The organism is Tessaracoccus luoxuelianae, from assembly GCF_054483915.1.
Genome location: NZ_CM137013.1, coordinates 2,173,509 through 2,196,447 on the forward strand (window position 1 = coordinate 2,173,509; position 22,939 = coordinate 2,196,447).

23 protein-coding genes are annotated in these 22,939 nt (G+C 70.0%); 1 reads left to right on the top strand and 22 read right to left on the bottom strand.

The window, feature by feature from the left end:
• Window position 1 precedes the first annotated feature (1 nt).
• The 22 genes from metK to ACX1D1_RS09955 all read right to left on the bottom strand — a co-directional run bounded on the left by metK (window position 2) and on the right by ACX1D1_RS09955 (window position 21,431).
• Window positions 2–1,189, bottom strand: a complete 1,188-nt coding sequence (metK, locus tag ACX1D1_RS09850; RefSeq protein ID WP_182782712.1) for a methionine adenosyltransferase — start codon at window positions 1,187–1,189, stop codon at window positions 2–4.
• 85 nt (window positions 1,190–1,274) lie between these two features.
• Window positions 1,275–1,628 (bottom strand): DNA-directed RNA polymerase subunit omega, encoded by a 354-nt coding sequence (gene rpoZ, locus ACX1D1_RS09855; protein ID WP_220489309.1) that lies wholly within the window; start codon window positions 1,626–1,628, stop codon window positions 1,275–1,277.
• A 29-nt stretch (window positions 1,629–1,657) separates the two neighbouring features.
• Window positions 1,658–2,215 (bottom strand): guanylate kinase, encoded by a 558-nt coding sequence (gene gmk, locus ACX1D1_RS09860; RefSeq protein ID WP_459054447.1) that lies wholly within the window; start codon window positions 2,213–2,215, stop codon window positions 1,658–1,660.
• Window positions 2,216–2,241: 26 nt separating this feature from the next.
• Window positions 2,242–2,553: an integration host factor, actinobacterial type gene (gene mihF / locus ACX1D1_RS09865; RefSeq protein WP_459054448.1), complete on the bottom strand. Its 312-nt coding sequence runs from the start codon at window positions 2,551–2,553 to the stop codon at window positions 2,242–2,244.
• Window positions 2,554–2,654: 101 nt separating this feature from the next.
• Window positions 2,655–3,464 (bottom strand): orotidine-5'-phosphate decarboxylase, encoded by an 810-nt coding sequence (gene pyrF / locus ACX1D1_RS09870; RefSeq protein ID WP_459054449.1) that lies wholly within the window; start codon window positions 3,462–3,464, stop codon window positions 2,655–2,657.
• The gene (locus ACX1D1_RS09875) at window positions 3,461–4,519 is read right to left on the bottom strand and encodes a quinone-dependent dihydroorotate dehydrogenase (protein ID WP_182782708.1); all 1,059 of its coding nucleotides are present in this window, start codon (window positions 4,517–4,519) and stop codon (window positions 3,461–3,463) included. Before ACX1D1_RS09875 ends, pyrF begins: the two co-directional genes overlap by 4 nt.
• Window positions 4,516–7,818, bottom strand: a complete 3,303-nt coding sequence (gene carB / locus ACX1D1_RS09880; RefSeq protein ID WP_459054450.1) for a carbamoyl-phosphate synthase large subunit — start codon at window positions 7,816–7,818, stop codon at window positions 4,516–4,518. Before carB ends, ACX1D1_RS09875 begins: the two co-directional genes overlap by 4 nt.
• On the bottom strand, window positions 7,818–8,942 hold the full coding sequence (gene carA / locus ACX1D1_RS09885) for a glutamine-hydrolyzing carbamoyl-phosphate synthase small subunit (protein WP_182782706.1): 1,125 nt from the start codon (window positions 8,940–8,942) through the stop codon (window positions 7,818–7,820). The genes carB and carA overlap by 1 nt, the downstream gene beginning before the upstream one ends.
• Window positions 8,943–8,960: 18 nt before the next feature.
• Window positions 8,961–9,386, bottom strand: coding sequence for a transcription antitermination factor NusB (nusB, locus tag ACX1D1_RS09890; protein WP_182782705.1), 426 nt, complete (start codon window positions 9,384–9,386; stop codon window positions 8,961–8,963).
• A complete protein-coding gene (gene efp, locus ACX1D1_RS09895) occupies window positions 9,386–9,949 on the bottom strand; it encodes an elongation factor P (RefSeq protein WP_182799914.1) in 564 nt (187 codons plus the stop codon). Before efp ends, nusB begins: the two co-directional genes overlap by 1 nt.
• Window positions 9,950–10,001: 52 nt before the next feature.
• Window positions 10,002–10,964, bottom strand: coding sequence for a hypothetical protein (locus tag ACX1D1_RS09900; RefSeq protein ID WP_182782703.1), 963 nt, complete (start codon window positions 10,962–10,964; stop codon window positions 10,002–10,004).
• Complete coding sequence (locus ACX1D1_RS09905; protein WP_182782702.1) at window positions 10,961–11,590, bottom strand: hypothetical protein; 630 nt, start codon at window positions 11,588–11,590, stop codon at window positions 10,961–10,963. Before ACX1D1_RS09905 ends, ACX1D1_RS09900 begins: the two co-directional genes overlap by 4 nt.
• Window positions 11,591–11,594: 4 nt before the next feature.
• Window positions 11,595–12,668 (bottom strand): 3-dehydroquinate synthase, encoded by a 1,074-nt coding sequence (aroB, locus tag ACX1D1_RS09910; protein ID WP_459054451.1) that lies wholly within the window; start codon window positions 12,666–12,668, stop codon window positions 11,595–11,597.
• The gene (locus ACX1D1_RS09915) at window positions 12,665–13,162 is read right to left on the bottom strand and encodes a shikimate kinase (RefSeq protein ID WP_459054452.1); all 498 of its coding nucleotides are present in this window, start codon (window positions 13,160–13,162) and stop codon (window positions 12,665–12,667) included. Before ACX1D1_RS09915 ends, aroB begins: the two co-directional genes overlap by 4 nt.
• On the bottom strand, window positions 13,159–14,355 hold the full coding sequence (aroC, locus tag ACX1D1_RS09920) for a chorismate synthase (protein ID WP_182799911.1): 1,197 nt from the start codon (window positions 14,353–14,355) through the stop codon (window positions 13,159–13,161). The genes ACX1D1_RS09915 and aroC overlap by 4 nt, the downstream gene beginning before the upstream one ends.
• 13 nt (window positions 14,356–14,368) lie before the next feature.
• Entirely contained in the window at window positions 14,369–15,190 is an 822-nt protein-coding gene (locus ACX1D1_RS09925; protein WP_182782698.1) for a shikimate dehydrogenase family protein, read from the bottom strand.
• A complete protein-coding gene (gene mltG, locus ACX1D1_RS09930; protein WP_182782697.1) occupies window positions 15,184–16,299 on the bottom strand; it encodes an endolytic transglycosylase MltG in 1,116 nt (371 codons plus the stop codon). Before mltG ends, ACX1D1_RS09925 begins: the two co-directional genes overlap by 7 nt.
• Window positions 16,296–16,757 carry a Holliday junction resolvase RuvX gene (gene ruvX / locus ACX1D1_RS09935; RefSeq protein ID WP_459054453.1) on the bottom strand — a complete coding sequence of 154 codons (462 nt, stop codon included), beginning with the start codon at window positions 16,755–16,757 and terminating at the stop codon, window positions 16,296–16,298. The genes mltG and ruvX overlap by 4 nt, the downstream gene beginning before the upstream one ends.
• Entirely contained in the window at window positions 16,750–19,401 is a 2,652-nt protein-coding gene (gene alaS, locus ACX1D1_RS09940) for an alanine--tRNA ligase (RefSeq protein ID WP_459054454.1), read from the bottom strand. Before alaS ends, ruvX begins: the two co-directional genes overlap by 8 nt.
• A 19-nt stretch (window positions 19,402–19,420) precedes the next feature.
• Complete coding sequence (locus tag ACX1D1_RS09945; RefSeq protein WP_182782694.1) at window positions 19,421–19,654, bottom strand: twin-arginine translocase TatA/TatE family subunit; 234 nt, start codon at window positions 19,652–19,654, stop codon at window positions 19,421–19,423.
• Window positions 19,651–20,025, bottom strand: a complete 375-nt coding sequence (locus tag ACX1D1_RS09950) for a DUF948 domain-containing protein (protein ID WP_459054455.1) — start codon at window positions 20,023–20,025, stop codon at window positions 19,651–19,653. The genes ACX1D1_RS09945 and ACX1D1_RS09950 overlap by 4 nt, the downstream gene beginning before the upstream one ends.
• Window positions 20,022–21,431, bottom strand: a complete 1,410-nt coding sequence (locus ACX1D1_RS09955; protein WP_182799907.1) for a replication-associated recombination protein A — start codon at window positions 21,429–21,431, stop codon at window positions 20,022–20,024. Before ACX1D1_RS09955 ends, ACX1D1_RS09950 begins: the two co-directional genes overlap by 4 nt.
• 62 nt (window positions 21,432–21,493) lie before the next feature.
• On the opposite strand from ACX1D1_RS09955, the gene ACX1D1_RS09960 reads away from it, so the two are divergent.
• Window positions 21,494–22,720 (top strand): multidrug effflux MFS transporter, encoded by a 1,227-nt coding sequence (locus ACX1D1_RS09960; RefSeq protein ID WP_459054456.1) that lies wholly within the window; start codon window positions 21,494–21,496, stop codon window positions 22,718–22,720.
• Window positions 22,721–22,939: the final 219 nt, after the last annotated feature.

Genomic DNA, 22,939 nt, shown 5'->3' on the forward strand with positions numbered 1-22,939 from the left:
GTCAGCCCTTGACGGCTGCGGCCAGGGCCGCTGCGCGGTCCGTGCGCTCCCACGTGGCGGTGGGGAGTTCGCGCCCGAAGTGGCCGTAGACGGTGACGTTGCTGTAGATGGGGCGCAACAGGTCCAGGTCCCGCACGATCGCGCCGGGGCGAAGGTCGAAGGTGGCCAGCACCGCGTCGCGGATCTGCTCCTCGGGCACTACGGAGGTGCCGAAGGTGTCCAGGTAGAAGCCGACGGGGTGAGCGGTGCCGATCGCGTAGGCGACCTGCACCTCACAACGCCCGGCCAGCCCCGCGGCCACCACGTTCTTGGCCACCCAGCGCATTGCGTAGGAGGCCGAGCGGTCCACCTTGGAGGGGTCCTTCCCGGAGAAGGCGCCGCCGCCGTGACGGGCCATGCCGCCATAGGTGTCGACGATGATCTTGCGCCCTGTCAGGCCAGCGTCGCCCATGGGGCCACCGATGACGAACTTGCCGGTGGGGTTGACCAGAACCCGCCGCGGGGCGTGGAAGCCGTAGCGCTGCAGCACCGGCTCGATGACCTCGCGGGTGATGTCCGGCTGGATGCGCTCGAGGCTGACGTCCGCGCTGTGCTGGGAGGAGACCACCACTGTGTCGATGCCCACCGGGCGGCCGTCGTCGCCGTACTCGACGGTGACCTGCGTCTTGCCGTCCGGGCGCAGGTAGTCCAGCACGCCAGTCTTGCGGACCTCGGTGAGCCGCTCGGCGAGGCGATGGGCCAGATCGATGGGCAGCGGCATGAGGGTGGGGGTCTCTGTGCAGGCGAACCCGAACATCAGCCCCTGGTCGCCGGCTCCCTGGAGGCTGATCAGGTCCTGCTCGGCTCCGGTGCGGTGCTCGAAGGCGTCGTCGACGCCCTGGGCGATGTCCGGCGACTGCGCCCCGATTGCCACCGACACACCACAGGAGGCGCCGTCGAACCCCTTGCGCGAGGAGTCGTAGCCGATGTCGAGGATCCGCTGCCGGGCCAGTCCGGCCACGTCCACGTAGCCGGTGGTGGAGACCTCGCCCGCCAGGACGACGAGTCCGGTGGTGACGAGGGTCTCCACAGCGACGCGGGCGACGGGATCCTGCTCGAGCAACGCGTCGAGGACGGCGTCGGAGATGGAGTCCGCGATCTTGTCGGGATGACCCTCGGTCACCGATTCGGAGGTGAACAGACGGCTCATGCGAGCACTCCTAGCGCGGCGACAAGCCGCATCGTGGGGTTGTCAACGGCGGCAACAAGCCGCCCCCTGGAGGTGGGACGTTCGGTCAGGACGCGGAGTCGGGCTCCGGCGCGGTGTCGGCGAAGGGATCCACGAACGAGAACGCCGGATCCGCCTCTGCGGTGCGGGCGGCCTCGGCCTCGGCCTCGGGATCGATCTGGGTGAACTGCAGCATGCCCTCGTTCATCTCACGCAGGGCGATGGACAGCGGCTTCTCCTCCGGCGCGGCGGCGACCATGGGGCCGACATTCTCGAGCAGGCCCTCGCCGAGCTGCGAGTAGTAGGCGTTGATCTGCCGGGCGCGCTTGGCCGCGAACAGGACGAGCCGGTACTTGGAGTCGATATTCTCCAGCAGCGAATCGATCGGCGGGTAGGTGATGCCTTCTGGCTGACTGTTCAAGGTGTTCCTTCTGAAAGAGTGCGGCCCGATCACAGGCCCATCAAGCTTACCAAAGCCGCCACGGTTTCCTCGATCTCGGTGTTTTCGATCACGACATCGGCCTCCGCCTGGGCCTCCAGCTCCAGTTTGGCTGTGTTCAGCCTACGCTCCTGGGCCGCCTCGTCCTCTGTGCCGCGCCCGCGCAGCCGGGATACCAGCTCGTCCCAGGTGGGCGGGGTGAGGAACACAAGCCGGGCCGACGGGAGGTTTCGTTTGACCTGGCGGGCGCCTTGGAGGTCGATCTCCAGGACGACGGGGCGGCCGGCCGCGACGGCCTCGACCACCGGCCGGCGAGGAGTCCCGTAGTAGTGCGTGCCGTGAACCACGGCCCACTCCAGCAGTTCGCCCGCCTCGATCAGCCGCCGGAACTCGTCCTCGTCGACGAAGTGGTAGCTGACGCCGTCGGTCTCGCCTGCTCTGGGCGGGCGCGTGGTCAGGGAAACCGAGTAGAACAGCTCCGGGTGCAGGGCCCGCAGCCGAGCGCACACTGTGCCCTTGCCGACCGCGCTCGGGCCGGAGATCACCCAGACATTCGCAGCGCCACTCACCCGCCCGAGCTTAGGGCAGCCGAGCGTTACTTGAACAACTCGTTGAGGCGGTCCACCTGGTGCCGGCCGAGGCCGCGGATGCGGCGGTTGGGAGCGATCTGGAGGTTCTCCATGATTTCCGAGGCGCGGGTGATTCCCACTCGGGGCATGGCGCGGAGCAGGTCCACCACCTTGATGCGGGAGAGCGTGTCGTCACCCACCGACTTGTTCAGGGCCTCTGTGAAGGAGACCGTGCCGGTCTTCACCTGCTCCTTCAGCTCGGCGCGTGCACGCCTGGCCTGGGTGGCCGCCTCTCGGGCAGCTTCGAGCTGAGCACTGCTCAATTGAGGAATCGCCATCGGAAGTCCCCTTCACGTCAATGACCTTGACAACCCCAGTTTGGGGCCCTCCGTGAAATGTACCGCGCAGCGGCTCGCCGCGACGCGAAATTGCCGACGAATCAGGTCAGCGCGGCGGTCGATTCGAGCAGCCGCTCAAGGCGCCCGGACAGGGCCGCCTCCCCCGCTCCGATGACCTCGCGGCTCGCCGTCGGCAGCACGTGGCCGAGCGCCCGCCCGAACGTGGACCGCAGCCCCTCGATGGTGCCCCCCTGTGCGCCGATGCCGGGCACCAGGATGGAGGCGTTGAAGTGGTCCAGGCGGCAGCCGAGCTCTGCATGGGTGCCCCCGACCACCAGCCCCACCGCGTGGTCTGCCGCGGGGTTGAGCCCCGCGACCGTGTCCACCACGTGCTGGGCGACGCTGACATCCCCGCTGCGCGCCAGCTGGATGGGTGCCCCGTCGGGGTTGGACGTGCGGGCCAGCACGTAGAGCCCCTGACCGCCGGCGACGGCGGCGTCGATGGCCGGCCGAAGCGCGCCCACCCCCAGATAGGGGTTCAGCGTGATCGCGTCGGCGCGGGTGGGGGCGTCGTCACCGAGGAACGCGGCGGCGTAGCCGGCCATGGATGATCCGATATCGCCACGCTTGACATCAAGGATGCTGAGCGCCCCGGCGTCGCGGATGTCGCTGAGCACCCGCTCCAGGACCGCGACCCCGCGCGATCCGAACGCCTCGAAGAACGCCGACTGCGGCTTGAACACCGCCACCCGTCCGCCGAGGACCGCCACGATCCCGCGCGCGCAGCGCTCCAGGCCGGACAGGTCGTGCGGCAGGCCCCAGGCATCCAGGACGCTGGGCATCGGGTCGATCCCGACGCACAGCCGGCCGCGCTCGGCGGTGGCGGCGGCGAGGCTGGCGGCATAGGTCACTGTGTGGTCCTCTCCAGTTGCTGCAGGGCGCGCACGAGCGCCACGCCCTCGTAGATGAACCCGGTGTACAGCTGCAGGAGGGTGGCCCCGGCGTCAAACATGCGGGCCCCGTCGCGCGGGCTCATCACCCCGCCGACTCCCATCACCGGGAGCGCCGTCGACGAGGCCAGCCGCTGGACGAAGCCGAGCGCCTTGGCGGTCAGTGGTGCGCCGCTGAGGCCTCCCGCCTCGCGAGCCAGGTGGGCGTCCTCCGGGGCGAGGCTGTCGCGGGCCAGCGTGGTGTTGGTGGCGATGACTCCGGCGGCAGCTGAGTCGTTGAGCACGGCCAGGGTCTCGGTGAGGTCCGGGCCGGTGAGGTCCGGTGCCAGCTTGACGAAGATCGGAACCGGGCGCGCGGGATCCAGCACGGCCGCCTCGTCGGTCAATGCCCGCAGGAGTGCCGACAGCTCGGTGGCGGCCTGCAGGCTGCGCAGCCCCGGCGTGTTGGGGCTGGAGACGTTGACGGCCACGTAATCGGCGAGCGGGGCCAGGAGCCGCAACGAGGAGAGGTAGTCGTCGACGGCGTGGTCCAGCTCGACCACCTTTGACTTGCCGATCGAGATCCCCAACGGGATCCCCAGCGCCCCGTTGCCGCGCGCCACGCCTTTGGCGCGGAGGGTGTCCGCCAGCGCCGCGGCCCCGTGGTTGTTGAAGCCCATCCGGTTGACGATCCCGCGCGACGCCACCGCCCGGAAGACCCGGGGCTTCGGGTTGCCCGGCTGGGGCAGCGCTGTGACGGTGCCGAGCTCGGCGAATCCGAACCCCAACCAGGACCATGCCTGGGCGGCCGCACCGTCCTTGTCCAGGCCGGCCGCCACGCCGACCCGGTTGGGGAACCTGACGCCGGACACCGTCACGGGATCCGCGACGGTGGCGCGCCGGCCGGCGGGCACCCGGGCGAGCAGGGCGATCATGTCCTCGTGGACCCGCTCCGGGTCCCCTCCCGCGTAGCGGAACAGCCCCGCCCGGAGGGCGTGGTAGCCGACACGAAGCGCCCGCGTGCCCGGCGAGGTCACCTGCGGGCCCAGTCCTGCAGCGAGCGGACGTCCACCTCGCCGCGCTGGAGCGCCTCAATGCCCTGGGTGGCGGCGGCCAGGCCCGGGACGGTGGTGACGACAGGAACGTCCGCGAGCACCGCGGCTGTGCGGATGAGGTAACCGTCCTCACGTGTGCTGGCGCCCGAGGAGGAGCCCTCCGGGGTGTTGAAGATGAGGTCGATCCCGCCGGAGGTGATCAGGTCGACGATGCTCGGCCTGTCGTCGCCCTCGATCATCTCGGAGAGCTTGAGCACCTCTTCGGCGGCCACGCCGTTGCGGCGCAGCACCGAGGCGGTGCCTTTGGTGGCGAGCACCTGGAAGCCCAGGTCCACCAGCCGCTTGATGGGCCAGATCGCGTGACGCTTGTCGCGGTCCGCGATCGAAACGAACAGCTTCCCGGAGGTGGGCAGCGGACCGCCACCCGCGTCCTGCGACTTCGCGTAGGCGGTGCCGAAGTTGTCCGACAGGCCCATCACCTCACCGGTGGAGCGCATCTCGGGGCCGAGCAGCGTGTCGACGAAAGCGCCCGTGGCGGTGCGGAAGCGGTTGAACGGCATCACGGCCTCCTTGACCGCGATGGGGGCGCCTGGCAGGGGCGTGGACCCGTCCCCCTCTGCCCTGAGCTTCCCGTCGGCCCTCAGCTCGGCGATGGTGCGGCCGAGCATGATGAGGGCCGCCGCCTTCGCCAGCGCCGTGTTGGTGGCCTTGGACACGAACGGCACCGTGCGCGACGCGCGGGGATTGGCCTCCAACACGTAGAGGGTGTCGGCGTGCAGAGCGAACTGGATGTTGAGCAGGCCGCGCACCCCTACGCCGTCGGCGATGGCGAGGGTGTGGTGCCGGATCTGGTCGATGATCGCGTCGCCCAGCGTGATCGGGGGCAGCGCGCAGGCGGAGTCCCCGGAATGGATGCCCGCCTCCTCGATGTGCTCCATGATGCCGCCGATGTACAGCTCGGTGCCGTCGTAGAGTGCGTCGACGTCGATCTCCACGGCGTCGTCCAGGAAGCGGTCCACCAGGACCGGCTGGTTCTCGTTGACGTCGGTGGCCTTGTCGATGTAGCTCTCGAGCGCGTCGTCGGAATAGACGATCTGCATGCCGCGGCCGCCCAGCACGTAGCTGGGCCGCACCAGAACCGGGTAGCCGATCTCTCCGGCGATGGCCTTGGCCTCCTCAGCAGTGGTGGCCATGCCGTGCTTCGGGGCGGCGAGCCCGGCCCGCGCCAGCACCCGCCCGAACGCGCCCCGCTCCTCAGCCAGGTGGATGGCCTCCGGGGAGGTGCCCACGATCGGCACCCCGGCGTCCTTGAGGGTCTGGGCCAGCTTGAGCGGCGTCTGCCCGCCGAGCTGGCAGATGACGCCCGCCACCGGGCCGGCCTTCAGCTCCGCGTGGTAGATCTCCAGCACGTCCTCGGCGGTCAGCGGCTCGAAGTAGAGGCGGTCCGAGGTGTCGTAGTCGGTCGAGACCGTCTCCGGGTTGCAGTTGACCATCACCGTCTCGTAGCCGGCCTCGCGGAGCGCCATGGTGGCGTGCACGCACGAGTAGTCGAACTCGATGCCCTGGCCGATGCGGTTGGGGCCGGAGCCCAGGATGAGCACCGCCTCCTTGGTGCGGGGCGGCACCTCCGTCTCCTCGTCGTAGGAGGAGTACATGTAGGGGGTCGAGGCCGCGAACTCGGCCGCGCAGGTGTCCACCGATTTGTAGACGGGCCGGATACCCAACGCCCAGCGGACACCGCGCACCACCTCGGTGCTGAGGTTGCGCAGCGAGGCCACTTGGGGATCGGAGAGGCCGTGGCGCTTGGCGTAGCGCAGCACCTCCGGGGTGAGCTCGGGCGCCGCCTGCACCTCGCGGGCCACGTCCAGGATGAGGGCCATCTGGTCCAGGAACCATGGGTCGATCTTCGTGGCCGTGAACACCTGCTCCACGCTGGCACCGGCGCGGAGGGCCTGCATGACGAGCTGGATGCGGCCGTCGGTGGGCTTCGATGCGAGCGCGAGCAGCTCGTCGACCTCCCGCAGGGGGGCGGTGAAGTCGAATGGCGCCGTGGGGTCCTCCAGGGACCGCAGGGCCTTGCCCAGCGCCTCGGTGAAGTTGCGGCCGATGCCCATCGCCTCGCCCACGGACTTCATGTGGGTAGTGAGGATGGGGTCTGCCGCCGGGAACTTCTCGAACGCGAACCGGGGCATCTTGACGATGACGTAGTCCAGGCTGGGCTCGAAGCTGGCGGGCGTTTCGAGGGTGATGTCGTTGGGGATCTCGTCGAGGGTGTAACCCACCGCGACCTTGGCCGCGATCTTGGCGATCGGGAAGCCGGTGGCCTTCGACGCCAAGGCCGAGGAGCGCGACACCCGAGGGTTCATCTCGATCACGATCATGCGTCCGTCGTCGGGGTTGACGGCGAACTGGATGTTGCAGCCGCCCGTGTCCACCCCGACGGCGCGGATCACGCCGATGGCCACGTCGCGCATGCGCTGATACTCGCGGTCCGTCAGCGTCATCGCCGGCGCCACGGTGATGGAGTCGCCGGTGTGGACGCCCATCGGGTCGAAGTTCTCGATCGAGCAGATGATCACGACGTTGTCGGCCTTGTCGCGCATCACCTCCAGCTCGTACTCCTTCCACCCGAGGATGGACTCCTCGATGAGGACCTCCGTCACCGGCGAGGCCGACAGGCCTGCGCCGGCGATCTGGCGCAGCTCCGACTCGTCGTGGGCGAAGCCCGAGCCGACGCCGCCCATGGTGAAGCTGGGTCGCACCACGACCGGGTAGCCGAGCACCTCGGCGGCGGCCAGCACCTCGTCCATCGAGTGGCAGATCTGCGACTTGGCCACCTCCGGCACACCGCCGGGGATGTCGGTCATCGAGACGACGATCTCCTTGAACCGCTCGCGGTCCTCGCCCTTCTGGATGGCGTCGATCGAGGCGCCGATCAGCTCCACGCCGTACCTGGCCAGCACCCCGTTGTCGTGCAGCGACACGGCGGTGTTGAGCGCGGTCTGGCCGCCTAGAGTGGCCAGCACCGCGTCCGGGCGCTCCTTGGCGATGACCCTCTCGACGAACTCCGGCGTGATGGGCTCGACGTAGGTGGCGTCGGCGAAGTCCGGGTCAGTCATGATGGTGGCCGGGTTGGAGTTGACCAGGATGACGCGGAACCCCTCCTCGCGCAGTACCCGGCAGGCCTGCGTGCCGGAATAGTCGAACTCACAGGCCTGCCCGATGACGATCGGGCCGGAGCCGATGACGAGGATCGAGGAGATGTCGGTGCGACGGGGCATCAGGCGTCCTTTGCTTTCATGACGTCGACGAAACGGTCGAAGAGGTAGTTGGCGTCGTGCGGGCCGGCGGCGGCCTCGGGGTGGTACTGCACGGAGAAGGCCGTCAGGCGGCCGTCGCGGTGCAGCTCAAGGCCCTCCACCACATCGTCGTTGAGGCACACGTGGCTGACCGTGGCCTGGCCGTAGGGCGTTTCCGCAGCCCCCTCCAGGGGCGCGTCGACGGCGAAGCCGTGGTTGTGCGCCGTGACCTCGACCTTCCCCGTGGTGCGGTCCATCACGGGCTGGTTGATGCCGCGGTGGCCGAACTTCAGCTTGTAGGTGCCCAGCCCGAGGGCGCGCCCGAACAGCTGATTACCGAAGCAGATGCCGAAGTACGGGATGCCGGCGTCGAGAACCTGCCGCAGCACGGAGACCGGCCCGTCAGCGGTGGCGGGATCGCCTGGGCCGTTGGAGAAGAAGACGCCATCGGGGTTGAGGGCGCGGATCTGCTCGAAGGTGGTGTGTGCCGGCACGACGTGGACGTCCAGACCCCGGGCCGCGAGCTGCACCGGCGTCATGGACTTGATGCCCAGGTCAACCGCCACGACGGTGAACCGGCGCTGCCCCACCGCGGGGACCAGGTAGGGCTCAGCCGTGGTGACGTCCGCGGTGAGGTCGCGGCCCGCCATCTGCGGCTGCTGCACCACCCGGGCGAGCAGCTCGCCGGCGTCGGCCGTCAGGGTGGAGATGCCCACGCGCATGGCGCCGCGGTCGCGGATGTGGCGGGTCAGCGCACGGGTGTCGATGTCACTGATGCCGACGACCCGCTGGGCGTCGAGCTCAGCGTCGAGGCTGCGCCGCGACCGCCAGTTGGAGGGACGCGGCGACGGGTCGCGCACGATGTATCCGGCCACCCAGATGCGGCCCGACTCGTCGTCCTCGTCGTTCCACCCGGTGTTGCCGATGTGGGGGGCGGTGGCGAGCACCACCTGTCCCCGGTAGCTGGGATCGGTCAGGGTCTCCTGGTAGCCGGACATGCCGGTCGAGAAGACCAGCTCGCCGAAGGTCTCACCAGTGGCGCCGAAGGACCGGCCACGAAACACGCGCCCATCCTCCAATACCAGAATCGCAGGAAGGGAACTCATGCGCACCTCGCTTGTTAGTCAGTTCGTGGTCGGCTTGGCCGCCAGGGCCGTGGAGAGCAGGCCGTTGAGGAAGGCCGGTGATTCGTCGGTGGACAGGTCCCCCGCGAGGCGGACGGCCTCCGAGATGACCGCCGCCGGCGGGACGTCCGAGTAGTCGAGTTCGTAGATGGCGATCCGGGCCAGGTTACGGTCCACGGCCGGCATCCGTTCAAGAGGCCATCCGTCGGAGGTGCACTGCGAGATCCTCCGGTCGATGTCACGCAGGTGTTCGGCGACGCCCAGGACGATCCGGGTGGTGAGCTCGCGCGTCACCCCGCCGGAGAGTGACCGCTGTTCGGTGAACGTTTCGGCCAGCGAGTCCCCGCGCAGCTCCGCCTGGAACAGGATGTCCAGGGCAGCCTTGCGGGCCTTCGTCTGGGCCGTGTAGTGGGGCGCCGTGACCACTAGGAGCTGACGCGGCCCTGGTAGGAGCCGTCTCGGGTGTCAACCTTGATGCGCTCGCCGGTGGTGATGAACAGCGGCACCTGGATGACCTTGCCGGTCTCCAGCGTGGCGGGCTTGGTGCCACCGGTGGAGCGGTCCCCCTGCAGGCCGGGCTCGGTGTAGGTGACCTCGAGCTCGACGGCGGCCGGCAGCTCCACGAACAGGGGGGTGCCCTCGTGGGTGGCGACGACGGCCGTCTGGTTCTCCAGCAGGTAGTCCTTGGCCTCGCCCAGCGTCTCCACGGAGACGTGGAACTGCTCGAATGAGGTGTTGTCCATGAAGACGTAGTCATCACCGTCCAGATACAGGTACTGCATCTCGCGGCGGTCCACGGTGGCGGTGTCGACCTTGGTGTCGGAGTTGAACGTCCGGTCGATGATCTTGCCGGTCATCACGTGCTTGAGCTTCGAACGCACCACCGTGTTGCCCTTGCCCGGCTTGTGGTGCTGGAACCACAGCACCTGCCACAGCTGACCGTCGAGGTCGAGCACCATTCCGTTCTTCAGGTCGTTGGTTGACGCCATGCAGGGGTCTCCTTCGCGGGTTCTTCGGGGGCTGTCAGGCCAACGCGGAAGTCTACCCGACGCCGCTGGGATGTTCCCCATCGTGCCCGAGGGTCGAGAGGATGGCCACCACCTCGTCGCGGGTGGTCTCGGCGTGGGTCCGGCCGTCGGCCCCCATCGCCCGCCGCCCGAAGTAGGCCTCCCCGCCGTCGTGGCGCATGTCGCCGATGGTGCGCAACGTCACCCGTCCCTCGCGCTTCGCCCGTCCCCACGAGGACAACGGGGCAGTGGGCCACCGCCCGGAGAAGGCGACCGAACCGATCAACTGCACGCGGTCCTGGGCGCCGATGAGGTGCCACAGGTGCTCGATCCGGTCCAGGCCGGGTTCGTCGCCGAAGACACCTCCGATCGAGATCACCGACACGGGGACCCCGGCTCGGCTGAGGAACCAGGCCGCCCCGAGCGACATCTGGGCGCCGCCGGAGTAGCCGACAAGGACCACCGGCCGACCGCTGCCTGGCCGGTAGCCGTGGCGTTGCAACGACCGCCAGATCTCCTGCGCAAGCCCGATGTTGTGTGCTGGGCCGTAGCGCGGGTCCGCGGAGATCAGCACGTACAGCACGTTGCGCAGGTTGATCAGGAAGTGGAGGATCCTGATCCGACGCGCGCGGCGCCCGTGGTCCAGCCAAGACCAAAGCCGCACCGTGGTGCGCTGCAGCAGGCCCCGGTTGTCCACGGAATAGGGGAAGACGTCCGAGACCACGGTGACTTCGGGGAGCGCCTCGTCCAGGGTGACCAGCCAGGAGCTTTCGCGATCCAGGAGCCGGTTGCCGCCCACATCGCCGATCCCCGACAGGTAGACAAGATGCGCACGCGCCCCGTCCTCGGCGGGCACGATCTCGCGGGGCAACTCCTCGAACGTGCGCCTCAGCTCCGCCTCGCCCCTGTCGGCCCACCACCGCGCGGACTCGAGCGGCGACAGCAGGGCGAGCACCACGAGTGCGATCAGCAGGATCCCGACCACCCACTCGATCACGGCCTGCCCCCGTCGGCTTCGATCGGCATCAGCGGGGTGCCGGCCAGGATGTCGCGGGAGGTCACCATGGTGGGTCGCCCGGTGGCGAGCGTCCAGAGCTTCGACCCCAGCCAGCTCACCGGCGCCTTGAGCAACCGAGACGCCATCTGCATGATGATCCACCCCGCCAGGCTCACTCCCAGCGCCAGCGGCAGCCTGATGTCGAAGGCGGCGCTCACCCCGACGACCAGCACCAGGTAGCCCCACGCCTCCAGCGCGCGGCCGATGAACAGCCCGACGTGCGGGAGCGCCGTGACCACGGCGAACACCTGTGGGGCCAGGGACAGCAGCCCGACGATGACCAGGGGCACGAACGGCAGCGGGCGGCCCAGGACCAGGCTGGCGACGACCCAGGTGATGGAGACCTGCAGGAGCCGCAGCGTCGCCAGCACGGTGGCGTTGAGCAGGAGGGTGGACAGCAGCCGGAGGCCGCCGATGCGGTTGAGCGTCAGGACCGCGCTGTAGCCCAGCATCGTCGACAGGCCCGCCAATGCCGCGACTCCGATCGCGGCCCATGCGCCGGCCCCGGCGAGGCCGGCCGGGCTCAGCGTGAGCGCCGCGGTCAGGGCATCCAGGACGTCGACCATGGGTTCAGCCGAGCTCGCGGTAGGCGGCGCTGAGCACGTCCTCGGGCGGGTCGTCGATGATCCTGGGACTGCCCAGCGCCTCCAGGCCCACCAGGCGGAGCCGCGAGCCCCGGGCCTTCTTGTCGAGGCTCATCAGCTCGCGCAGCCTCGGGTAGGCGTCGGGCTGGTAGCGCAGCGGGAGGCCGAGGCCGCCGAGCAGCTCGTCGTGCAGGCCCACGGCCTCCGCGGGCAGGCCGAGGATCTCCCGCGACACCCGCCCCACCCACGCCATGCCCACGCTGATCGCGTCGCCGTGCCGCCAGGAGAAGTGCGCGTGCGCCTCGATGGCGTGCCCGAGGGTGTGGCCGTAGTTGAGCGCCTCCCGGCCGACGCTGGCCCCCGTCGAGGTGGCCTCGCGGAAGTCGACGGCCACGACGGTGGCCTTCACCGCGACCGCGCGCTCCACCAGCTCGGCGAAGCGCGCGCCGGCGACGTCGGCGCTGTCGGCCAGGTCCTCGGAGGCGAGCTCCAGGATGCGGGCATCGGCGATGAAGCCACACTTGACCACTTCGGCGAGGCCGGCTCGGACGTCGCGGGAGGGGAGGGTGTCCAGCAGGGCCAGGTCGCACAGAACGGCGCGCGGCTCGTAGAAGGACCCCACAAGGTTCTTACCCGCGCCGAGGTTGATCCCGGTCTTCCCGCCGACGGCGGCGTCCACCATCGCCAGCACGGTCGTCGGCACGCTCACGTAGGCCACGCCGCGCAGCCAGGTGGCGGCGACGAATCCCGCCAGGTCCGTGGTGGTGCCGCCGCCCACTCCGACGATGAGGTCGTTGCGGGTGAGTCCGGCCGCAGCCACCGCGTCCCAGCATCTGGCCAGTACTTCGGGTGTCTTGGCCCGCTCCGCGTCCGGGACCTCGATCAGGGTGACCGGAACCTCGAGGCGGAGCGCGATGTCCCGGGCGGTGGCGGAGACGGACGGTGCGTGGATCAGCGCCACGCGGTCCGCGTCGCGTAGCAGGCCTGGCAGCCGGTCGACGGCGCCGCGTTCGATGTGCACGTCGTAGGGGCCCAGCGCGGAATCGACGCGGACGCTCACGGGGCACCCCGCTCCGCGGCCAGGGTGTCTGCCAGCTCGGAGCTTCCGCGGCCGTCGGTGTCGAGGATCTGGGTGGCGAGCGCCTCGTAGACGGGGGTGCGCTCGCGCAGCAGCTCGATCAACCTGCCGCGCACGTTGCCGAGAAGGAGCGGCCGGACCGTGTTCATGCCCACGCGCCTGGTGGCCTGGCCGATGGAGACCTTGAGCCAGATCACGTCGTGCCCGTCGAGTGCCTGGCGGATGGCCGGGTTCATCACCGCTCCCCCGCCCAGCGCGATCACGTCGTAGGTCTGGAGCAGCTCAAGGGTGGCGTCCTGCTCGAGCGCACGGAAGTGCGCCTCGCCCTCGTCGGCGAAGATCTCCGCCACGGGCTTGCCCACGACGTCCTCGATGCGCTGGTCCACGTCGACGAACGTCTTCCCGAGCTTCTTGGCCAGGCGTCGACCAACCGTGGACTTGCCGGCGCCGGGAGCGCCGATGAGCACGATGGTCATCGGTCGATCCTGAGCCCGCGCGCCGCGACATCGGCCAGGTAGCCGTCGGCGTTGCGGCGGGTCTCACCCACCGAGTCCCCGCCGAACTTCTCCAGCACCGCCTCGGCGAGGACCAGTGCCACCATCGCCTCGGCGACCACCCCCGCCGCGGGGACGGCGCAGACGTCGGAGCGCTGGTGGTGCGCGGCGGCGGCCTCGCCGGTGGAGGTGTCGATGGTGCGCAGGGCCCTGGGCACGGTGGCGATGGGCTTCATGGCGGCCCGCACCCGCAGCACCTCGCCTGTGGACATGCCGCCCTCCGTGCCGCCGGAGTGGTGGGTGGCTCGCTGGATTCCGTCCGCGCCCGGCAGGATCTCGTCGTGGGCGGCCGAGCCCCGGCGGCGCGCCAGGCCGAAGCCGTCGCCCAGCTCGACTCCCTTGATGGCCTGGATGCCCATCAGCGCGCCGGCGAGGCGCGCGTCGAGGCGGCGGTCTCCCTGGGAGTGCGAGCCCAGGCCTGGGGGCAGCCCCCAGGCCACCACCTCCACCACGCCGCCGAGGGTGTCGCCGTCGCGGTGGCACGCCTCCACCTCTGCCAGCATCGCCTGGGCGGCCTCCGGGTCGAAGCAGCGCGTGGGGTCCGCGTCGATCGCGGCCAGATCCGATGCGGTGGGCAGGTCGGCACGGGTGGCCCGGACGGGGCCGAGTTCGACGACGTGGCTCAGCACCTCGATGCCCAGCGCCTGGCGCAGGAAGGCCTGGGCGACGGTGCCGAGCGCCACCCGCGCCGCGGTCTCCCGTGCGGAGGCGCGTTCGAGGATGGGCCGGGCCTCGTCGAAGTCGTACTTCTGCATGCCCGCGAGGTCCGCGTGCCCGGGGCGGGGCCGGGTGAGCGGGGCGTTGCGGGCCAGGGCCGCGAGTTCGTCGGCGTCCACCTCACCGGGGGCCATCACCTGCTGCCACTTGGGCCACTCGGTGTTGCCGACCATGATGGCGATCGGTGAGCCCATCGTCTCCCCGTGGCGGAAGCCTCCCAGGAGGGTCACCTCGTCCGCCTCGAACTTCATCCGGGCACCCCGGCCCACTCCGAGCCGGCGGCGGGCCAGGTTCGTGGAGATCTCGTCGACGCCCACGCGCACGTGGGCGGGGATGCCCTCCATGGTCGCGATGAGCGCTTGGCCGTGGGACTCGCCGGCGGTGAGGTAACGAAGCATGCGCGCCATTGTGTCAGAGACCGGCGCGGCGCCTCAGTTCCTGCTCGGCGGCGGACCGGCACGCCTCGAAGCTCACGCGGGCGCCGGTCAGGAGGAAGAACTGGTCCACCGCCTGACCCGCCAACAGGTCCAGACCGTTCAACGCGACGCGTCCTGCCGTGGCGGCCGCCTCACCCAGGGGCGTCGGCCATGGGTCGTAGACAGCGTCGAAAATCACCTTCGCCGCCCCGGCCAGGGCGGGGGCGTGCGGCCTCGTGGCGGCGGCGGGGATGGTGTTGGCGAGCAGATCCACATCGACGGGGGCCTCGTCCAGGCCGTGTACCTCGGCGAAGACCCCCAGGGTGGCAGCCAGTTCCAGGATCCCGGCGGCGCGCTCCGGGCGTCTGGCCAGGATCCGCACCTCCCGGATGCCGAGCCCGGCCAGCGCCAGGAGGATCGAGCGGGCGGTGGCGCCGTTGCCGAGGATGGCTGCCGTGGTGGGCGAGTCCAGCCCATGCGCACGCCACGCGCGGACGAAGCCGGGCACGTCGGTGTTGAACACCCGCGCACCCTCGCCGCCGAAAACGATCGTGTTGCCCGCGCCCAGCAGCCGGGTGGGCTCGTCGGCCTCCCCGAAGGCGAGGATGGCCTCCTTGTGCGGGGCGGTCACGCTCAGGCCCGCCCAGACCGGATCCTGGATCCGCGCCCGGACGAAGCCGTCAAGCTCCGCGGGGGGAACGCTGTAGGCCTCGTAGGCCCACACCAGTGAGTTCGCTTCATAGCCGGCGCGGTGGATGGCCGGCGAGAGCGAGTGCCCGGCCGGATCCCCGATCACCCCGCAGCGTCTCCTCAGCATCGGCCCGTGTTGGCCTGACACCACGCCTGGAAGAGCGCGACGTTGGCGTTGTGCTCCTCGAGCGTGTCCGCGAAGCGGGTCTCGCCCGTGTCCAGGTCCACCGTCACGAAGAACAGGGAGGCGATGTCTGCCGGGGCCAGCGCCGCCTCCAAAGCCGTCTGGCCAGGGTTGCTGATCGGTCCCGGCGGGAGGCCGGTGTTGAGGTAGGTGTTGTAGGGCGACTCGGTGGCCCGGTCCTCGGCCGTGGTGGTGACCCGGCCGGACTTCCCCACCGCGTAATGGACGGTGGAGTCCATCTGAAGCGGCATTCCCTGCTCCAGGCGGTTGTAGATGACGGCCGCCACCTTCGGCTGATCCTCAGCCTGGTTGACCTCGCTGGCGATGATCGAGGCGATGGTCACCACGCTGAGGGGTTCCACCGCCATCTCGGCAGCGCGTCCCTCCAGGCTGATCGCCTCGGCGATGACGTTGAACTGCTTCACCTGACTGGCGAGGATGGCCGCCGCCTGAGGTGGCTCCTGCACCGCGTAGGTCGAGGGGAAGAGGAAACCCTCCAGCCTTCCAGCGGCATAGGCAGGGAGCGGGAAGGCGCTGGTGTCCGTGGCCGCCGCGGTGAGCTCTTCCGCGGTGAGCCCCGTCTTCTCGGTGATGTAGGAGATCTGTTCGAGGGTCGTGGTTCCCTCCGGCAGCGTCACCATCAGGCGCTGCTGGTTGGCTGGATCCAGCAGCATGTCGAACGCGGTCTGGGCAGGCAGCTGCGTCTTCAGGTTGAAGCGGCCTGCCTGCAGCTGGTTCGACTCGCCGCTGCGCTGGGCCACCTGCCGGAAGGTGCGGGTGGACTTCACCACGTCCGCCTCCACCAGGAGGTCGCCGATCTGGGTGATGGTGGCACCGCTGGGGATGACGACCTGCACCGGCTCCAGGCCCTCGCCGAGGTAGTCGTCCTCGGTGCGCCAGGCGATGTAGGCGTCGTTGACCTTGTCGTAGACGAACCAGCCGCCGCCCACCAGGACCGCGAGCGACAGCAGCACGGCGAACGCGCTGCGGCCGTAGTAACCGATCTTGCGCCAGTTCAGCGCGCTGTCGTTGTCGACCAAACGTGGGCTCACGATTCCTCCTCCAGCGCGGGCTCCCCGACCGGTGCCCCCTGGCGCTCCTCGGCGTCGATGGCCCTCTGGAGGATCTCGACGGCCGCGGCCTGATCGATCACGCTGCGCTGGTGCTTGGCCCGGCGGCCCGCGCTCCCCAGACTACGTGATGCCGACACCGTGCTCATCCGCTCGTCGACGAGCAGCACCGGGATGGGAGAGACCGCCGCGGCCAAGGCTGCTGCCTTCGCCGAGACGTACTCGGCGGCCAGGGCGTGAGTCCCGGCGAGCGTCAGCGGAAGCCCGATGTAGACAACGTCGGCGTCGTGCTCGGCGATCAGGGCCGCGAGCCTGCGCAACTCGTCGGGACCGGCGACGACCGTCTCGACGGGATAGGCGAAGGAGGTGCGCCGGTTGCTGGCCGCCACACCGATCCGTGCCTTGCCCCAGTCGATGCCCAGCCTGGCGCCCTCAGGCACGCGTCTCCAGGGCTCGCCGCACAGCGGCGATCGCCTCGGGGGCCGCCGACGGGTTCGTGCCGCCGCCCTGGGCGAGGTCGTCCTTGCCGCCGCCCTTACCGCCCAGCGCCGCGCACGCGACTCCGATCAGCTGGCCGGCCCGCAGCCCGAGTCCGCGCGCCGCGTCGTTGGTGGCGACGATGGCGCTCGGCTTGTCAGTCCCGCCCACGAGCGCCACCACCGCGGCGGCCGAACCCAGGCGTTCGCGCAGGTCCAGCGTCAGGGTGCGCAGGTCCGCGCCCGCGACACCGGGCACCTCGAGTCCGAGGAACCGCACGCCGGCGACGTCCTGCACGCGCTCGGCCAGCGACGACGCGGTGGCAAGCAGGCGCTCCGAGTTGAGAGCGGCGATGTGCTTCTCCGCCTCCTTCAGCTGGGCGACGAGGCGCTCCACCCTCCCGACGAGCTGGTCAGGCTGAACCCGCAGGGTGTCGGTCAGCTGCGAGACCAGCGCCCGCTCGGCCGCGAACTTCGCGAACGCGTCGTGGGCCACCAGGGCCTCCACCCGCCGGACACCCGAGCCGATCGAGGACTCGGTGAGGAGGTTGAGCACGCCGATCTCGGCTGTGGTGGCCACGTGGGTGCCGCCGCACAGCTCACGCGACCATGGGCCGGAGAGCTCCACCATGCGCACCATCGGGGGGTACTTCTCGCCGAACATGGCCATGGCGCCCAGCGCCTTGGCCTGCTCCAGCGGCATCTGCTGCGCTGTGACGGCGAAGTTGTCCGCGATGGCCTGGTTGGCGCGGGCCTCCACCTCGGACTTCAGCTGCTCGGAGAGCCCCTTGGCCGAGGAGAAGTCGAAGCGCATGTAGCCGGGCTTGTTGTAGGACCCGGCCTGGGTGGCGGTGGGGCCGACCAGCTCCCGCAGCGCCGCGTGCACGATGTGGGTGGCCGTGTGGGCCTGGCTGGCGCCGTGCCTGGCTGCGGCGTCGACCCGCGCGTCCGCGGCGGAGCCGAGGGTGAGTTCCCCGAAGACCTCCACGCGGTGCACCGTCAACCCGGGCACCGGCTTCTGGACGTCGAGCACCTCGAGGGTGAAGCCCTCGCCGACAATGGTGCCGCGGTCCGCGTCCTGGCCTCCGGCCTCAGCGTAGAAGGGGGTCTCCTCCAGCACGATCTCGACGGTGGTGCCGTCGAGGGCCCTGTCAGCGGCGGTCCCGTCCGCGATGATGCCACGGATGCGGGTGGACACGTCCAGGTCTGTGTAGCCGAGGAACGGAACCTCGCCGCGGTCGCGCTGCGCCCGGTACGCGTCCATGGAGGTGGCCGCGCCCTTCTTGGCCTTCGCGTCGGCCCGAGCGCGTTCCTTCTGCTCTTTCATGAGCTCGTCGAACTTCGCCCGGTCCACGTTCAGGCCCTGTTCGGAGGCCATCTCCATGGTCAGATCGATCGGGAAGCCGTAGGTGTCGTGCAGCTGGAACGCCTGGGGCCCGGCCAGCGACGACGCCGCGCGTCCCTTGGCCTCGGCGACCGCCGTGTCGAACATGACCGTGCCGGCTTGGAGGGTGCGGCGGAAGGACTCCTCCTCCGCTGCCGCGGCCTGGGACACGCGGGTCCAGTTCTCGTCGATTTCGGGGTAGGAGACGCGCATGAGATCCCGCGACACCGGCAGCAGCTCACCCAACACTGGATCGCCGACGCCGAGGAGGCGCATGGAGCGGATCACCCGGCGCAGCAGGCGGCGAAGCACGTAGCCGCGCGCCTCGTTGCCGGGGGTGACGCCGTCGGTCATCAACATGAGGGAGGACCGCACGTGGTCCGCCACCACGCGGAAGCGCACGTCGTCTGCCGGGTCCGCGCCGTAAGCGCGCCCGGAGAGCTCGGCGGCCTTGGCGATGACCGGGAACACCTCGTCGATCTCGTACATGTTGGCCACCCCCTGCTTGAGGAGGGCGACGCGCTCAAGGCCGGAGCCGGTGTCGATGTTCTGGCTGGGCAGGGGCCGGAGGACGTCGAAGTCGTCCTTCTTGCGCACCGCGGAGAGCTCCTCCTGCTGGAAGACGAGATTCCAGATCTCGAGGAAGCGGTCCTCGTCCGCCTCGGGCCCGCCGTCGGCGCCGAAGGCCGGTCCGCGATCGATGTAGATCTCGGAGCAGGGCCCACCGGGGCCGGGGACGCCCATGTGCCAGTAGTTGTCCTTCAGGCCACGCTCCTGGATGTGCTCGCGGGGCACGCCCACCTGCTGCCAGAGGTCGATGGTCTCCTGATCGCCGTAGAGCGCGGTCACCCACACCTTGTCCGGGTCGAAGCCCCAGCAGCCGTCGGCCTCGGAACCTGTGACCAGCTCCCAGGCGTAGTTGATGGCGCCTTCCTTGAAGTAGTCGCCGAACGCGAAGTTGCCCAGCATCTGGAAGAACGTGCCGTGTCGGGTGGTCTTGCCCACCTCGTCGATGTCCAGCGTCCGGACGCACTTCTGCGACGACACGGCCCGCTTGAACGGTGCAGGCTCGTCCCCGAGGAAGTACGGCTTGAAGGGAACCATGCCTGCGTTGACGAACAGCAGCGTGGGGTCGTTGTAGAGCAGCGACGCGCTGGGCACCACCGTGTGGCCGTTCGCGGCGAAGAAGTCGACGAAACGGCTCCGGATCTCGGAGGTCTTCATTGAGGGGTCCCTTGAGTGGTCAGTGGGTGGTGGCGGGGATGTTGAGCTCGTGGCGGAGCTCGGCCTCGCGCTGGGACATGGCGGTGCGGAATGTCCCCATGAAGTCACCGAAGCTTGCTGCGGCTTCGTGACCCTTTTCGACGACCTGCTCCTGGACGCCCTTGGGGGTCAGCCGATGGAGCAGTTCTTTGCCGCGGAGCATCAGGAAGACGGCCAGCCCGGCGCCGACGATGATCCAGAACAGGCGGCTCATTTCTTCTTCCGTCCATGGAAGGCCTTGCGGATGCCGTAGCTGAAGGCAGCTGTCTTGACGAGCGGGCCGCCGAGGGTGGCCGCGAACAGGGTGGACATCTGGGCGGCGTTCTCGGTGACCACCGTGGCGTGACCGGAGGCCTTGCTCACGTCGTCGGTCACCAGGCTGAGCTTGGCGAGCTCCTCGTTGGTGGCCACGACGGTGCCCTTGAGCTCCTGCAGGATGGGCACCGAGTTGTGGCCGACGTCGCGCACCGTCAGGCGCGCCTCGTCCAGCACGCGGCTCAGCTTGAGCAGCGGCACGGCCAACAGTGCCACCAGCACGCACAGCGCGATCGCGGCGATCAGAGCGGCGATGTCTCCAACGGTCATGGTCCTGTCCTCCTTGGATCTACGGACGGCGTAACTCTAGCCGACGGCTCTCCCGCCAGCAGCCCGCGCAGCAGCGAGACGCGCTCAGCGATGGCGGCCTCCTGGCCGTGGGCCGTGGGCCGGTAGTACTCGGTGCCCTCAAGGTCCTCGGGCAGGTAGGCCTGGGCGACGACGCCGTGCGGGAAGTCGTGCGGGTAGCGGTAGCCCTGGCCGTGGCCCAGCTTCTCCGCACCGGCGTAGTGGGCGTCGCGGAGGTGGGCGGGGACGAGCCCGCCCTTGCCGCGCCTGACGTCTGCGATGGCCTCGTCGAGAGCGAGATAGGCCGCGTTGGACTTCGGCGCGGTGGCCGCCGCGACCGTGGCGTGCGCCAGGGTGATCCGAGCCTCCGGCATCCCCAGCAGCTGCACGGACTGGGCGGCCGCCACACACGTCTGCAGCACCCCCGAGGCGGCCATGCCGATGTCCTCCGAGGCGGAGATCATCAGCCGCCTCGCGATGAAGCGGGGGTCCTCGCCGGCCTCCAGCATGCGGGCCAGGTAGTGCAGCGCCGCGTCGACGTCCGAGCCCCTGATGGACTTGATGAACGCCGAGATGATGTCGTAGTGCTGGTCCCCGTCGCGGTCGTAGCGCACGGCCGCCCTGTCCGCGGAGGACTCGACGGCGGCCTCGTCGATCTCCTCTCGTCCCAGGGCGACAGCGGCCGCGGCGGACTCCTCCAGGTAGGTCAACGCGCGCCGCGCGTCACCGCCGGAGAGCCGGAGGATGAGGTCCCTGCCCTCGCCGGTCAACACGAACGGCTCCCCCGAGGCGCGACGGAGCCCGCGCTCGTCGGTCAACGCCCGATCGAGCAACGCGCCCAGGTCTGCGGCGGTGAGTGGCTGGAGCCGCAGCAGCAGCGAACGCGACAGCAGCGGCGAGATGACCGAGAACGAGGGGTTCTCAGTGGTGGCGGCGATCAGGGTGACCAGCCGGTTCTCCACCGCCGGCAACAGCACGTCCTGTTGCGCCTTGGAGAAGCGGTGCACCTCGTCGACGAACAGCACCGTGGCGTGCCCACGGGCCAGCTCCCGGCGGGCGGTCTCCAGCTCGGCGCGGACCTCCTTGATGCCTGCGGTGACGGCGGACAGTTCGACGAAGCGGCGGTTCGTGGCCTGAGAGACCACCGAGGCGATGGTCGTCTTCCCCACCCCGGGGGGCCCCCACAGGAACACCGACATCGGCTGCCCGTCGGCCAGCCGCCTCAGCGGCGAGCCCGCAGCGAGGAGCTGCTGCTGCCCGACGATCTCGTCCAGGGTCCGTGGCCGCAGCCGCACGGCGAGCGGCGCCTGCGGGTTGGTGGCGTCGCTCAGCGAGCCGCCCCGCGTGGGCGGGGTGGGGTCCGGGTTGCCGAAAAGGTCGAAGCTCATCGCCCGCCACTCTAGCCCGGCCGAGTTTGTTTGAATCCCAAACCATCCTAGGATGATCCGTTGTGGCTTCCCACCTCGGCAACACATTCTCGCGACGTCGTCGCATAGCGATCATCGTCACCCTCGGCATGCTGACGGGCCTCGGTCCGTTCACCATCGACCTCTATCTTCCCGCCTTCCCGGCGCTCAAAACTGACCTCGGGATCTCCGACGCGCAGGTCCAGCTGACCCTGTCGGCCACCACGCTGGGGTTCGCCACCGGGCAGCTGCTGGTCGGCCCCCTCAGTGACCGACTGGGCCGGCGACTCCCTCTCATCGTCTGCTCGATCCTGCACGTGGTGTCCTCCGTGCTGGTGGCGGTGGCTCCCAGCATCGAGTTCCTCACGGCCATGCGGCTGCTGCAGGGCGTGGGCGCGGCGGGTGGCGCGGTGGTGGCGATGGCGATGGCACGCGACCTGTTCAGCGGGCGCCCGCTCGTGGTGATGCTGTCGAGACTTGCCCTGATCTCCGGCCTTGCGCCGATCGTCGCGCCCATCGTCGGCTCCTGGATGGTCAGCTTCACGGACTGGCGGGGAGTGTTCTGGGGGCTCGCGGCCTACGGCTCCGTCGTGATCGTGCTCATCGTCGTGATGACGGTGGAGACGCGGCCGCCGTCGGAGCGGGCCCGCGGTGGGCTGAAGCCGGTCGGCCTGGCCTTCCGGGCGGTGTTCGCCGACCGGATGGCGCTGGGAGCCATCCTCGTGGCGGCATTCTCCTTCGGCGCGCTGTTCTCCTACGTGGCCAGCTCGTCGGTGCTCCTGCAGGAGGTGTACGGCCTCTCCCCGAGAGGCTTCGGCACGGTCTTCGCGATCTGCTCCTTCGGCGTCTTCGTCGGCGTCCAACTCGGCAGCCGGCTGGCGCAGCGCTGGGGTCCGCAGTGGGTGCTGGTCCTGGCCACGTCGTTGATGGTGACGTCGGGTGTCGCGGTGCTGGTGGTTGACGCCGCGAACGTCGGCTTCGTGCCCCTGGTGCCCGCGCTGTGGATCCTGACCTTCGGGTTCGGCCTGTCCGCGCCCTGTGGGCAGATCCTCCTGCTGCACAACCATCGCCAGCACTCCGGGACTGCAGCCTCCCTGATGGGTGCCGTCACTCAGGTGGTCGGGTCGACGGTGGGCCCGCTGATCGGGCTGTTCGCGATGACCAGCGCCGTGCCGATGGGCATGGGGATCCTGATCTGCGCGCTGCTGGCCACCTCCGCGCTGTGGCTCGTCCTTCGCCCGCGCAGCGTCCCCAACATCCTCGGCGGCTGACCGAATTCCTGTCGGGTCACGCCGGTCCTGAAACTCAACTGGGTCCTGCTACACCCTCGCGTCGACGCGGGCTGCGCCGCTTCGCGGCTCGGCCCGGCTCAACCCAAGTCGACGCGGGCTGCGCCGCTTCGCGGCTCGGCCCGGCTCAACCCGCGGGAGAGCCGCAGATGAGGGCGCGACTCGTGGGGGCGGCTCGGCGCAGTGATGCCCAGCCCGACG

Coding starts and splice junctions, on each gene's coding strand:
- metK (WP_182782712.1), bottom strand. CDS start 1,189: ATGAGCCGTCTGTTCACCTCCGAATCGGTGACCGAGGGTCATCCCGAC.
- mihF (WP_459054448.1), bottom strand. CDS start 2,553: ATGGCGATTCCTCAATTGAGCAGTGCTCAGCTCGAAGCTGCCCGAGAG.
- carB (WP_459054450.1), bottom strand. CDS start 7,818: ATGCCCCGTCGCACCGACATCTCCTCGATCCTCGTCATCGGCTCCGGC.
- carA (WP_182782706.1), bottom strand. CDS start 8,942: ATGAGTTCCCTTCCTGCGATTCTGGTATTGGAGGATGGGCGCGTGTTT.
- efp (WP_182799914.1), bottom strand. CDS start 9,949: ATGGCGTCAACCAACGACCTGAAGAACGGAATGGTGCTCGACCTCGAC.
- ACX1D1_RS09905 (WP_182782702.1), bottom strand. CDS start 11,590: ATGGTCGACGTCCTGGATGCCCTGACCGCGGCGCTCACGCTGAGCCCG.
- ACX1D1_RS09915 (WP_459054452.1), bottom strand. CDS start 13,162: ATGACCATCGTGCTCATCGGCGCTCCCGGCGCCGGCAAGTCCACGGTT.
- aroC (WP_182799911.1), bottom strand. CDS start 14,355: ATGCTTCGTTACCTCACCGCCGGCGAGTCCCACGGCCAAGCGCTCATC.
- ACX1D1_RS09925 (WP_182782698.1), bottom strand. CDS start 15,190: ATGCTGAGGAGACGCTGCGGGGTGATCGGGGATCCGGCCGGGCACTCG.
- alaS (WP_459054454.1), bottom strand. CDS start 19,401: ATGAAGACCTCCGAGATCCGGAGCCGTTTCGTCGACTTCTTCGCCGCG.
- ACX1D1_RS09945 (WP_182782694.1), bottom strand. CDS start 19,654: ATGAGCCGCCTGTTCTGGATCATCGTCGGCGCCGGGCTGGCCGTCTTC.
- ACX1D1_RS09950 (WP_459054455.1), bottom strand. CDS start 20,025: ATGACCGTTGGAGACATCGCCGCTCTGATCGCCGCGATCGCGCTGTGC.
- ACX1D1_RS09955 (WP_182799907.1), bottom strand. CDS start 21,431: ATGAGCTTCGACCTTTTCGGCAACCCGGACCCCACCCCGCCCACGCGG.